Raw genomic sequence first — 13,197 nt, 5'->3', positions numbered from 1 at the left:
TTTCTTAGAGGTTCATCTATCTTAACCGTATCATGTGACTGGAACGGAAGGATAAATGGTCTCTATTCCCTGTAACAGGAAAGCCGTATGTTCGTTGGTCTTGCTTATATTGTGAAAAGAATACGGGTCAAAAAGATGGGGGGATTTTGACCCGTTTCTTGGTCCACCTACATGAGGCTCCACGAAGGAGCTAGGGATGTCACACCAGCGTTCTGTCTGCAATGTTCACAGACTTGAGTTCCGCCTGGTACAACATGTTGTAATAAATGAAGATAATCCAGTGAGGCAGACACTTTTTCCGGTGAAGGATAATGTCGCTGTACTGTCCCTTCCATAATCGAAAAAATATCGATTCGTTCAGGTAATCTACCAAAAGCAGACTGGCAAAACACAGAAGATAGATGAATAAAAGCTTCTGCTGTATAAGGATCATCATCAACGATAAACTTCTGAACGATCAGGCTCTTGTGTCCGGATGAATCATCCGGTTGCGCTGTTGGTTCAGACACTTGCCATACTACTTGAAAAATAACCGACAAGTCTGTTTGCAGTTCTGGAACCAAAGTCTGATGCTGTTCATACAACATCATCGGGTAAGGTGCATATTCATTCGTTGCAAGCAACTTACGAATATTATTCGTTACCAGATCTTTGACTTGCCAGTACTGTTGTTCATGATCAAAGTAAGAGATACGCTTGGGCCAACGGAAATCAACCAATTGACCAATATCACTAATCCCTCTTAGCTCTGGTGACATACTGTAATAACGATTAATCGCATGTCCTATCGCAAATTGTACCCGTTGCTTCCAATGAATAGGCGAAGTCTGGTTACGTGATGCTTTGCGTGTAGGTAGAGACTGATCTTGATTACGATATGTCATGCGTAGCCATTCTTCCAGCTTGTAGTCCTGCAAAACAGGTGAAGCCTGATCGGTAGAATAATTCATATATGCTTAACACCTGCTTTCCAATCATACGAAGTCTTTTATTACATCTACTTTTGTGTCAGATAGTGAGCAAGTTAGTAGGAATTACCCTACACTTACTGCTACACTTGCAAATTTTTTACCGAATTCACGACAAGTTTCCTTCTCGTCGGATGAAGGATTTAATTCGATCTTCAGCCCTTCTACTACGATATCTGCACCACGCTCTTGCAACTTATTCGAGAGAATATCGACAGCGGCTGCAAATTGTTCGTAACACGTGTCTCCACTTCCGAATACAGCGGCTTTTTTACCGGCAAGATCTAATTGATCCATATCTTCGTAAAAGTCGAGGAATTCATCTGGCAATTCGCCATCTCCCCAAGTATAAGCGCCAAGGAGTACTGCGTCGTATTCCAAAAGAGTATCCGCATCACAGTCCATTGCTTGCTTGAGTTCAACCTCTCCACCTGTGGATTGTATTCCTTCAGCAATCAAATCTGCAATTTCTTCTGTATTCCCAGTCATGCTGGCGAACACCACTAATATTTTAGACATTGTAATCCTCCCGCATATGTGTTTTCCATGGATTGATCATACTTGATAATGATTCTCATTGTCAACAACGAATTTTAAATTTGTAATTTATTTTTGTTTTACGGATATTTTCGTCTGTTATCTAGATGTTCTTATTCTTCTGACTAATAGATAATGTGTAATAAAGTTTATGTAACAGCAAAATATTTGCTTCATTGAACTTATATTTTAGCTAATCTAATATGATATAAAAGATTTATACCGTGCTTTTTGTTTTTTTGAGAGTAGAAATCAAATATATCTTCCTTTCATCTATTGTTATACAATGAAATGCGGTAAACTGATAAAGATGGCTTTATAGGCTACTCTGTATATAGATGATTGTACCTAGACAATATCTATCGAGAAATAAAATATAAGGATGGATTATTACATGTATATTGCTGATCAATGGAAAGATTATGAATTAATTGATACGGGCGCAGGTGAGCGTCTGGAGCGTTGGGGCGAAATCTTATTACGTCGTCCAGACCCGCAGATCATCTGGCCTCTTCAATCCGCAGATCGAGACCCGCGTTGGAATCAAGTCCACGGGCATTATCACCGTAGCGCTTCAGGTGGTGGCGAATGGGAATGGAAACGCAAAATTCCAGAACGCTGGAATATTCGCTATGGCGATCTGAATTTTCATATCAAACCAACAAATTTCAAACATACCGGTCTATTCCCTGAACAAGCAGCGAACTGGAGCTGGATGATGGACAAAATCAAAAATGCAGGTCGTCCTATCACTGTGTTGAACTTATTCGCTTATACTGGTGGAGCGACGACTGCTGCTTCTTATGCAGGCGCTGATGTCGTCCACGTAGATGCTGCTAAAGGCATGGTGCAATGGGCAAAAGAAAATCATCAATTGTCCGGTATTGGCGATCGCCCGGTACGTTTTATTACAGATGATGTATTTAAATTTGTACAACGTGAGCAACGTCGTGGTAACAAATATGATGCAATCATTATGGACCCTCCTTCCTATGGACGTGGCCCTGGTGGCGAAATGTGGAAATTGGAATCCAGTCTGTATCCGTTCCTGGAATCTTGCTTGTCGATTATGTCTGACAATCCGTTATTTATGCTGATCAATTCGTATACAACAGGAATCGCTCCTACCGTATTGTCTAATATTTTGAATATGACAATGCAACAACGTTACGGTGGTACCCTTTCTTCTGGAGAAATTGGTCTACCTATCACGAACTCAGGTCTGAATTTACCTTGTGGTATTCTTGGACGCTGGGAAAGCTGAGGAATAACAAATGGAACAACATTCAAATACTAAAGGCAGAGAACCGATTCCTGTTCTTTATGAAGACAATCATATTATCGGCGTTGTAAAGCCAGTAAATATTCCTTCTCAAGAAGATCCAACAGGCGATCCAGATATGCTGACGTTGATCAAAGAAGATCTGAAAGAGCGTTATAACAAAGCAGGCAATGTCTATTTGGGATTGATCCACCGTCTGGATCGTCCGGTAGGCGGAGCGATGGTATTTGCCAAAACATCCAAAGCGGCTTCTCGTTTGTCCGAATCTGTGCGTAGTCGTACGATGGTGAAACGTTATGTAGCGGTTGTACGTGGTATTCCTACTGTATCCAAAGCAACACTTAAAGACGTGCTTCTGAAAAATGCGCGTACTAACACAGGTGCAGTAGTACCAGCAGGAACTACGGGTGGTAAAGAAGCTGTACTGGACTATGAAGTACTGGCTCAAAATGAAGATTTAAATCTGGCGCTAGTCTTGATTCATTTGCATACCGGACGTTCTCACCAGATTCGGATTCAAATGTCTCATGCAGGTTATCCGTTATTCGGGGATCAAAAGTATGGTGCTGAAGTAAACCGTCGTGGTGAACAATTAGCATTGTGGTCAGTACTGACTGCTGTTCCTCATCCTGTCGGTGGTCGAATGATCTCTATGATCTCACTTCCTCCGCAGACTAAGCCATGGATTGAATGGTCGAGTGATATTTATGAGCAATTGAAGCAACGGTTAGAGCTTGAATTGGAGCAAACGAAGTTGAAGTAAGTAGAACAAAATTGAGATAATGTGCGAAATTAATCTCAGTATTGTATAAATAGGATACAAAAAAGCTTTTCCATTGCCTTGTAATCAAGGAGCGGAAAAGCTTTTTTTCATTTATATTGGAATATTAATTCAGCAGAGATTTAAATTTAGAGATTTGTACTGGTGTTTTGGTGTACATGCGCTTCGAGAATAGCTATTCTTTCCGTCGCTGTTAAGAAGGGATATTTTGAATCACTATTATAGCAGTAAATATCCCTTCTTAAAGGCGAGCGCTTCGCTCTTTCAGAATCATTTATTCTCTCCGCTTCGTGCATGAAGATACTTTGAGGTTCCACTACTTCAAAATATAATATTATAACTGTATCGTTTTTTCTTTACTATTTAATATACGTCAAATTGTTGTTAGGCGATAAATATGTACAAAAACTTCTCTTGCTGTCTGTAGATAGCAAGAGAAGTTTATTTTATAGCATTATTTTATTTTCACTTAAAAAAATCAGGTAGAGCTGTTAGAAGATAAATCTTCTACAATTCCGGTAATACTATCTGCTTTGTCCATTTCGACAATCTGTTTACCAATATGTCTACGTTCATCGGTTTGTAGTGCGGCTTTGCTATTGAATCCGATCATGCGATTAGGAGGTAAAATAGCTAGGAATGAACGATGTTCTTCGCAGACAAAAGCACCGATAATGCGATTGCCGTTAGGTTTGGAACGTTTACCTTCTTTGAACTCAAAAGTGGATAATCCTTTACCACCACGACTTTGCGTCTGATATTGTAACAATGAAGTACGTTTGGCATAACCGAGATCGGTAATGACCATCAATTGTCCTTCTTCTCCATCTACCCATAAGACTACAGCAACTTCATCGTCTCCAACCAGTTGAATCCCACGTACACCTGCTGCTACACGACCCATTGGATTGACTTCTTCGGCGCGGAAACGGATACTCATACCGTCTTTGGTAATTAGCATCAAGTCTCTTGCTTGTCCTGCCCGGGTGACTGAGATCACTTCATCCCCATCCCCTAGCTTACAAGCAGCGACTGCTCCTGAACGCTTAGTTGCATACTCTTTAATTTCTGTACGCTTCACTTGACCTCGCTTGGTGACAAAGATCAAATCTGCTTGTTCTTCTTCAAAATTACGAACAGGAATCATCGTTACGATGCGATCTTCGCGAGTCATCGGAATAATATTTACAATCGCTTTTCCTGTTTCTTTCCATTTAAAATCAGGAATCTGATGAACAGGCAATAAGAAATATTGTCCTCGCTGTGTAAATACAAGCAGACTATCGAGTGTATTTACATTTATCACATCACGAATATAATCATCTTCCTTAGCACCTGATCCATTGCGTTCTCCACCGGAACGATTGAAAGACATCATACTGGTACGCTTAATATAACCATCGTTAGAAAGGCTAACCAGTACATCTTCGGAATTAATCATCACTTCAAGATTAACTTTTAATTCTTCAACTTCATCTTGAATAATCGAACGACGATTAATACCATGCTTATCATAAATTTCCATTAATTCTTTTTTGATCAATCCAACTAGCTTTTTATCGCTACCAAGAATCGCACGGAAATTCGTAATTTTTTTCTGGATATCATTCAGTTCTTTTTCAACCTGATTAATTTCTAGATTGGTTATGCGATACAATTGAAGCGTCAAAATAGCATCTGCTTGGCGTTCAGTAAGACCAAACATCCATTGCAAATTATTTTGTGCATCCTGACGGTTTTTAGACGCTTTGATTGCTGCAATGACTTCATCCAATACATTTAGTGCTTTAGCCAGACCTTCCAATACATGTGCACGATCTTCAACTTTATCAAGATCATGTTGTGTACGACGTGTCACCACTTCACGTTGATGAGCAATATAAGCTTCCAGAATACTTTTAAGTCCCATTTGCTGAGGAGCTTTATTTACAATCGCTACCATATTGAAGTTATAAGTAACTTGTAGATCGGTTTTTTTAAGCAAATAAGCAAGAATTCCTTGTGCATCTGCTTCTTTTTTCAGTTCAATAACGATTCGTAGTCCATCGCGTCCACTTTCATCACGAACTTCAGCGATACCTTCTACTTTTTTCTCAAGCCGTATATTTTCCATCGCGGTGACAAGGCGAACTTTGACAACTTGATAAGGAATCTCGGTAATAACGATCTGTTGTTTGCCGCCACGTAATGTTTCGATTTCGGTTTTGGAACGTACGTAAATACGTCCTTTTCCTGTAGAGTACGCATCTCGTATGCCGTCTCCGCCCATAATTGTACCACCTGTTGGAAAATCAGGGCCTTTGATATAATTCATCAATTCAGGCAGTTCCATTTCTGGATTTTCCATTAACGCAATACAGCCTTCAATCACTTCGCGTAGACTGTGCGGAGGAATTTCAGTAGCAAAACCAGACGAAATTCCACTTACTCCGTTCACTAACAAGTTAGGATAACGAGAAGGTAGAACGACCGGCTCTTGCGTCGTATTATCAAAATTATCTTTAAATTGTACGGTGTTGCGATCAATATCACGCAAAATTTCCATCGCTATCGAAGATAGACGTGCTTCTGTATAACGCATCGCTGCTGCTGGATCATCATCAGGAGATCCCCAGTTACCATGTCCATCGACAAGCGTATGACTCATTTTCCATGGTTGTGCCATCCGTACCATACCATCATAGATCGATGAATCACCATGAGGGTGATAATTACCCATCACATCGCCGACCGTTTTGGCAGATTTGCGGTATCCTTTTTCAGGAGTATTGCCCGAGTCGTACATCGCGTACAAAATACGGCGTTGTACCGGCTTTAATCCATCACGAACATCAGGAATTGCGCGGTCTTGAATAATATATTTAGAGTAGCGACCAAAACGGTCTCCAACGATTTCTTCTAGAAATGCTGGCAAAAATTTATCGTTATTTTCAATAGCCATCCGTTCACCTTACCTTCCGAGCTTATCGCCGGATAATTTTGAAGCCGCCGCAGAGTACAGAGGGAAGTGAATACCATTCCAACCAAGTACGGTATGATGCTCACTTCCATCTGCACTAACGCAGCGGCTCATTTAGTTTCATCATTACTACAATTCAATTTACATATTATCTAGTGTATTACTCTACATATTCTGTAAAGTCTACATTTTCTACAATCCAACGTTTACGAGGATCGACTTTGTCACCCATCAGTGTAGATACACGACGCTCTGCTTTGGCAGCATCTTCGATCTGCACCTGCAATAACGTACGACTTTCAGGATTCATCGTTGTCTCCCATAATTGCTCGGGATTCATTTCTCCTAATCCTTTATAGCGTTGCAAATCGACGTTTTTGCCAAACTCTTTCATCGATTGGTTCAATTCTTCGTCTGTCCATACATAACGTTCTTGCGATTTTTTACCTGCACGTTGAGAAATTTTGTACAACGGAGGTTGAGCAATATAGACTTTACCATTATCGATCAATTGCTTCATATAACGGTAGAAGAACGTCAGTAATAAGACTTGAATATGAGCACCATCGGTATCCGCATCGGTCATAATAATGATTTTGGAGTAGTTGCTATCTTCTATCGCAAATTCTGTTCCTACTCCTGCTCCAATAGCAGAAATAATCGCCCGATACTCTTCATTTTTCATTACATCAGCAAGTTTGGATTTCTCCGGATTCATCGGTTTACCTTTGAGTGGTAAGATCGCTTGAATTTTGGAATCTCGTCCTTGCTTCGCAGAACCACCTGCCGAATCTCCTTCGACGATAAATAGTTCATTTTTAGAAAAATCTTTGGATTGCGCAGGGCTTAGCTTACCGTTCAGATTCGAACTTTCACTACGTTTGCGTCCTGTACGCATATCGTCACGTGCTTTACGAGCCGCTTCGCGTGCACGAGAAGCTTGAACCGCTTTTTTAATCAGTTTTTGGCCGACTTGTGGGTTTTCCTCAAGAAAACGTTGCATATTTTCAGCGACGACAGCATCTACTGCTCCACGCGCGGAAGAACTACCCAATTGGTCTTTGGTCTGACCCACAAATTCTACATCTGACATTTTGACGCTGATTACCGCCATCATGCCTTCACGTAAATCTCCACCTTCGAGGTTTTTATCTTTTTCTTTGATAAGCGCTGTTTTGCGAGCATAATCATTTAATACGCGAGTGTATGCTGTTCTGAATCCTGTCTCATGTGTACCGCCGCCCCGTGTAGGGATCGAATTAACAAATGAAGCAAGCGTCTCGGTATACCCTGCATTGTACTGCATCGCTACTTCGACTTCGATATCTTCACGTTCAATATTGAAATGAATAACATCATGCAATACGTCTTTACCTTCATTCAGAAATTCTACGAATTGACTAGCTCCACCTTCATAATAAAAACGATCTTCTTTATCATTACGGTCGTCTTTTAGCAAAATTTCTAGTCCTGAATTTAGAAAAGCGATCTCTTGCAGACGTTCAGCAAGCGTATCATAATTCAATGCTATCCCTTGTTGGAACACACGAATATCTGGTTTGAATGTAACTTTTGTTCCTGTAATTTTGGTTTTGCCAATCACTTCTAGACCACTTACAGGTTCACCTACATGTTCTTTGCCTTTTTTATCAACCCAATATTCAAAACGTTGACGATGAATACCACCATCACGATAAATTTCTACTTCCAGCCACTCGGATAAAGCGTTGGTTACAGAAGCACCAACTCCATGTAGACCTCCGGACTTTTTGTATCCTCCACCGCCGAATTTACCTCCGGCATGCAAAATGGTAAATACAACCTGTGGTGTAGGTACTCCACTTTTATGCATTCCTGTCGGAATACCGCGTCCGTTATCAAAAACTGTAACTGAACCATCTTTGTTCAGTGAAATCTCAATTTTTGAACAATGTTTTGCCAAATGCTCGTCAACTGCGTTGTCCACAATCTCCCATACGAGATGATGAAGCCCAGATGAACTTGTACTACCGATATACATCCCCGGACGTTTCCGTACGGCAACCAGCCCTTCAAGCACCTGAATGTCGTCAGCATCATACCCGGAAACTGGCGGATTAACATTACCACGGGATGAATTTGTGAGTGAATCGATCTTTTCGACCATTCATGGTCCCCCTCTTTAATCTAAATATTGCTTTGTTCTGTTAGACCTTCGATTAGCATTATAAATCTTAGTCGAAAATTATACCATAGGTAAATCAATAATCGCGCTTGACCCCGAACTATCATATCATACGCTTTTATTTTGTCGACCATTTTGATTTACATAAAATGTAATTATCGCTCAAGTTATTTCTATAATGCAAACACATGTTTCCATTTATCTTTTAAGTGTAATCTAATCTTTTCATTTCGTAAAGATACTTCTAGCATTATTCTACGATTTCCCATTATATTAGCATGGATGATCTTTTGTAAATAAACTTGCCTGCTGATCCTAAATAAGATTAGCAGGCATAAAAAACATACTTTTTAATTGAGTACATCTCTTTTTGTAAAAACAGCAAACGATATAATAACAGATATGAATGCCCATACAGCTAATACTCCTAGTGAGAATGGCAAAGTCATTCCTTCTATGGGTGCCGGGCTACCTGACAGGTAATTCGTTAATCCCAGATTGACCATAAATAAATACTTAGCTGTGCTCCAAGAAGCCGCCATATTGGTCAATATCGTTCCTGCGATCAACGAAGCCATCATAATCACAATACTGGCTGCGGTACTACGCACCAACACAGATACCATAAAGGCAAGTAACCCAACTGTCAAACCGACAAACCAGATCAGTCCCATTTGCATCAAAATAAATTGCCATTGTGCTACAGCATGTACTGTACTCATATCGGTTCCGGTATCGCTTGGCTGGAATCCGGTAAATACAGGGATATTAAATCCACTATAGCCAAATGCTGCACCTGAGATCACATAGGAAATAATAAAGGTACAAACGACAATCAGCGAGACAAACATCGTCAGCGTAATCAATTTACTCAATAATACTTTCCACCTGCGAATCGGCCTTGTCAGCAACATTTTAATTGTTCCGCCTGTTCGTTCAGCAGATACAAGGTCAGAAGCGATGGTCATAATCAGCAGTGGAATAAATAAACTACTGGAATTGTCCAAAAACTCACGCGTAAATGTAACTCCGCCCGGTTCATTTGGATTCACATCATTTTCTAAATAATATTGCATCTGTTGTACAAACACACGACGATACTTTTTCCATTCTTCGGGTACACGATCACTACCTAAAGAATTCTGATTATCGGTGATCGCTTGCTGTAATTCTACACGCCAGTCTTCACCAAACTTTGTGCGATTCTCCTGAGCTTGACGCATCTGTGCATAAGTAAACATCGGTACCAGTACCAATAAAACCAATAGCACGACATAAAATCTTTTTTTCTTAATGATTTTGATTGTCTCATTCTGTACCAATGGCCATATACTATTCAATAAATTCACCTTCTGTCACGCCCAGAAATAGTTGTTCCAGCGTCGGGCTAAGTTTGCGTACATTATGAATCTGAACCCCTGCTTGTACAAGAGTCGCTATCGTTGTTGAGATATCTTCTTCCGGTGTCGCTGTGATAATGGAGTTCATTCGAAGCGAAGCGGCTGTATCGTTATCGATATTAGAACTTTCTAGATCAAGTACTTGAATAGAAGGAATAGATTGTAGAATCTGTTCTCCTTGCATCTGAGGCTCTAGTTCCCAAATCACCAGATGCTGTGTATCTTCTACCAGTTCAGTTACTCCACCTACAGCAATCACACTTCCCCGCCCTACAATCGCTACCCGATCACAAAGCAGTTGGATCTCACTTAATAAATGGCTGGATACAAATACAGCCATACCTTGCGCTGCTAATTCGCGAATAAAAATACGCATATCTCGAATCCCTTTAGGGTCAAGTCCATTGGTTGGTTCATCCAAAATAAGCAATCTAGGGCGACCTAACAACGCTTGAGCAATGCCGAGCCGTTGACGCATCCCTAGTGAGTACTTGCTTACTTTATCGTGAATACGCTCATCCAGACGAACGATTTCAGTCACTTCTTGAATCCGTTTCTCATCAACTCCTGGTTGCATACGTGCAAAATGCTCCAGGTTTTCCCAGCCTGTCAGATAGGGATACATTTCAGGATTTTCAACGATTGAACCGACATAAGCTAATGCTTTTTCCGGTTGCTTGGTGACATCGTAGCCACAAATATTTATCGTTCCTTCAGTCGGACGAATTAAATTGACCAACATTCGAATAGTCGTTGTTTTACCTGCACCATTGGGTCCTAAAAAGCCAAAAATTTCACCTGCTTTGACTTCGAAAGTGACGTCTTTGATAATCCACTTTTTGCCGATTTTCTTTTTCACATGTTGCACAGATAATACAATCTCTTCTTGAGATGATGTAGACTGCGAATGGGTAACTGTAGACTTCGAATCAATCATGGTCTAGCTCCTCTCTCATTTCCATATACGCTATCAATCATTATTCGATACTTTGGACGACACGTTCTGCAATTTGTTCATAACCTGTACCATTAGGATGGAAATGATCAGAAGATAAATATTTATTTATATTTTGCTGAAATAGATCAAAGGTAGGAATCAGCGACATATTAGATTGACTATTAATAATATTCATTGCTGTCGTATTCCATGTGGTAACCGCTTCATTACCGGGTACACGCAGTTCAGGTAAATCAGAAAATGGATTATACAGTCCGAGGTACAAAATATGAGCATCTGGATTAATTTTAGCGATCCGCTCTAATATTTGTTGTAGTGTTTTACTTGCTTTGGGAAGATTAGCTAGTAGTTGTTGTTGGGTTGGTGCTTGTTGCTGATTATTACCTAGTGCTTCACCGGCGTTAAATAAATCATTAGCACCGATCGATACAAAAATCATATTCGATTGTTGCAAAACATGTTGTACACCCGGTTGTTCTAGTGAAGATAAAACCGCTGCTGTTTTTTGTCCGTTAATGCCTAGATTAGCGACTAATTTAGCATCTTTGCCGTCTTTTTGCAGTAAATCTACAGTACGACGAGCAAATCCGCTACCATCATCGTCTCCTGTACCTTTAGCAAGCGAATCGCCCAACACTGTCACCCGAAAAGAACCGTCTGCATTAGCGGTGGATGTCGCTGTTTCACTTGTGGCAGGATCTGTAGATGCTGTGCCTGTATACGTGCTACCTACAGGATGTAATACATCAGAAATCGCATAAATAAAGCCGCCAATCAATACAATCGTGGCTACAATAGATGAGATACCTGTGATTCGCCAGATACGCACTGACGATTTGGATGATTTCATAATTTGTCCTCCTGTGCTGAAAATATGAACAACATCTGCCACTTGGTATGATGACTCGCGGTTCATTATTAAGATAGGTTATCTATCTATTATATACAGTACGTACGCAACTTCCAAACAGTTAGAAACTATCGTATCGATTTTAATAATAAATATAGCAAAAAGAAGATGGTTGAGATTGATCTACCACCTTCTTCATATCTACTTATTTACATTTTAATATTATTGTTTTGCTTTCTTTTTTTCTTTTTTCCCTTTTTTATCATCCGAAGCATGAATCATTTCGACCAATTTGGCATACAATAGTTCAGGCGTTTCTTCGCATATAAGCGTTTTTTTACCTACTAAAGCGATCGGTTGTTTACGACAAGATTTACATTCACTCAAGCAACTTTTTTGTTTTTGTTTGATATCAGGGAACTCTTTTTTAAGTGCTTTATATACTTGCTTTGTACCTAATTTTTCATTTTTTGTACAATATTTGATCGTTTTCATCGCTTGTTGTCTCCTCTATGTGTTGCTACATGACGATAATGTACTCTTCTTTACCCTAATCGCTATCGATATGTAACGATTATACTTCTTATAAGTATATAAAAATACCTGCTTCCTTCTTAAAAAGAAAGGAAACAGGTATTTGGGTATTTCTTTTTAAATCTTATCACTCAAAAATCACTATACTTTTCTTTAATTTTACTTTTGTCTGATTTTATTTTCCTATAAAGTCCTGTACCCATACTCCATTCTGATATCCTACGCCTATAGCAGTAAAATTGGAACTGAGAATGTTGGCTTTGTGACCGGAACTGTTCATCCATGACTTCATAACTTGAGCAGGAGAAGTCTGCCCTTTGGCGATATTCTCCCCAGCGGCACGATAACTGATGCCGTAGGTTTTCATCATTTCAAAAGGGGTTCCGTACGTTGGTGATGTGTGATCAAAATAATTATTTTTGAACATATCGATTGCTTTATCCTGTGCCATCGTTTGGAGCTTGCTGTCTACAGATAACGCTTTGAGACCTACTTTGGCACGTTCCTGATTCACTACTTCTACGACTTGGTCTGCAAATGCAGAGGTATCGGCTGTAGCGCTCTGACTGGCATATAAAGGTTTAGAAGTTGATTTCACATGGTACGTAGCAGCTTGGGCAGGAGCTGCTATCGTTACGGCTACAAGGACTGCTGCGGCAGCAGTTGAGGTGATACGCTTGAATAAGGTACGTTTATTGTTCAATGGTGTTCCTCCTTTAGATTCAGAATCACCATGTATTTTACCATCTAATGGTATTTCATTT

The 13,197-nt window shown here is 40.0% G+C and carries 12 protein-coding genes; 2 read left to right on the top strand and 10 right to left on the bottom strand.

The window, feature by feature from the left end:
• Positions 1 to 167 precede the first annotated feature (167 nt).
• Positions 168 to 950 (bottom strand): hypothetical protein, encoded by a 783-nt coding sequence (locus tag PQ460_RS09480; protein ID WP_274172452.1) that lies wholly within the window; start codon positions 948 to 950, stop codon positions 168 to 170.
• Between the two features lie 84 nt (positions 951 to 1,034).
• Positions 1,035 to 1,487 carry a flavodoxin gene (locus PQ460_RS09475; protein WP_273612796.1) on the bottom strand — a complete coding sequence of 151 codons (453 nt, stop codon included), beginning with the start codon at positions 1,485 to 1,487 and terminating at the stop codon, positions 1,035 to 1,037.
• 412 nt (positions 1,488 to 1,899) lie between these two features.
• On the opposite strand from PQ460_RS09475, the gene PQ460_RS09470 reads away from it, so the two are divergent.
• Both PQ460_RS09470 and PQ460_RS09465 read left to right on the top strand, forming a co-directional pair.
• Positions 1,900 to 2,769 carry a class I SAM-dependent methyltransferase gene (locus PQ460_RS09470; protein WP_273612797.1) on the top strand — a complete coding sequence of 290 codons (870 nt, stop codon included), beginning with the start codon at positions 1,900 to 1,902 and terminating at the stop codon, positions 2,767 to 2,769.
• 10 nt (positions 2,770 to 2,779) lie between these two features.
• Positions 2,780 to 3,550, top strand: a complete 771-nt coding sequence (locus tag PQ460_RS09465) for an RluA family pseudouridine synthase (protein ID WP_273612798.1) — start codon at positions 2,780 to 2,782, stop codon at positions 3,548 to 3,550.
• Positions 3,551 to 4,046: 496 nt separating this feature from the next.
• Here the strand turns inward: PQ460_RS09465 and gyrA are convergent, their stop codons facing one another.
• From gyrA to PQ460_RS09425, 8 genes are all read right to left on the bottom strand, one after another.
• Complete coding sequence (gene gyrA / locus PQ460_RS09460; protein WP_443147200.1) at positions 4,047 to 6,509, bottom strand: DNA gyrase subunit A; 2,463 nt, start codon at positions 6,507 to 6,509, stop codon at positions 4,047 to 4,049.
• Between the two features lie 9 nt (positions 6,510 to 6,518).
• Positions 6,519 to 6,641 (bottom strand): hypothetical protein, encoded by a 123-nt coding sequence (locus tag PQ460_RS09455; RefSeq protein ID WP_273612799.1) that lies wholly within the window; start codon positions 6,639 to 6,641, stop codon positions 6,519 to 6,521.
• 46 nt (positions 6,642 to 6,687) lie between these two features.
• Positions 6,688 to 8,673: a DNA topoisomerase IV subunit B gene (parE, locus tag PQ460_RS09450; RefSeq protein WP_273612800.1), complete on the bottom strand. Its 1,986-nt coding sequence runs from the start codon at positions 8,671 to 8,673 to the stop codon at positions 6,688 to 6,690.
• Between the two features lie 368 nt (positions 8,674 to 9,041).
• Entirely contained in the window at positions 9,042 to 10,031 is a 990-nt protein-coding gene (locus PQ460_RS09445; protein WP_274172451.1) for an ABC transporter permease, read from the bottom strand.
• The gene (locus PQ460_RS09440) at positions 10,024 to 11,028 is read right to left on the bottom strand and encodes an ABC transporter ATP-binding protein (protein WP_274172450.1); all 1,005 of its coding nucleotides are present in this window, start codon (positions 11,026 to 11,028) and stop codon (positions 10,024 to 10,026) included. Before PQ460_RS09440 ends, PQ460_RS09445 begins: the two co-directional genes overlap by 8 nt.
• 40 nt (positions 11,029 to 11,068) lie before the next feature.
• Positions 11,069 to 11,899 carry a GDSL-type esterase/lipase family protein gene (locus tag PQ460_RS09435; RefSeq protein ID WP_274172449.1) on the bottom strand — a complete coding sequence of 277 codons (831 nt, stop codon included), beginning with the start codon at positions 11,897 to 11,899 and terminating at the stop codon, positions 11,069 to 11,071.
• A gap of 222 nt (positions 11,900 to 12,121) precedes the next feature.
• Positions 12,122 to 12,394, bottom strand: a complete 273-nt coding sequence (locus PQ460_RS09430; RefSeq protein WP_273612804.1) for a DUF1450 domain-containing protein — start codon at positions 12,392 to 12,394, stop codon at positions 12,122 to 12,124.
• A 214-nt stretch (positions 12,395 to 12,608) separates the two neighbouring features.
• On the bottom strand, positions 12,609 to 13,136 hold the full coding sequence (locus PQ460_RS09425; RefSeq protein WP_443147199.1) for a CAP domain-containing protein: 528 nt from the start codon (positions 13,134 to 13,136) through the stop codon (positions 12,609 to 12,611).
• Positions 13,137 to 13,197 lie beyond the last annotated feature (61 nt).

The sequence above is a fragment of the Paenibacillus sp. KACC 21273 genome (assembly GCF_028736095.1).
GTDB lineage: Bacteria > Bacillota > Bacilli > Paenibacillales > Paenibacillaceae > Saccharibacillus > Saccharibacillus kyungheensis.
Note: the sequence above shows the minus strand (reverse complement) of the source record. Positions and strands in the feature narration are given on the sequence as shown.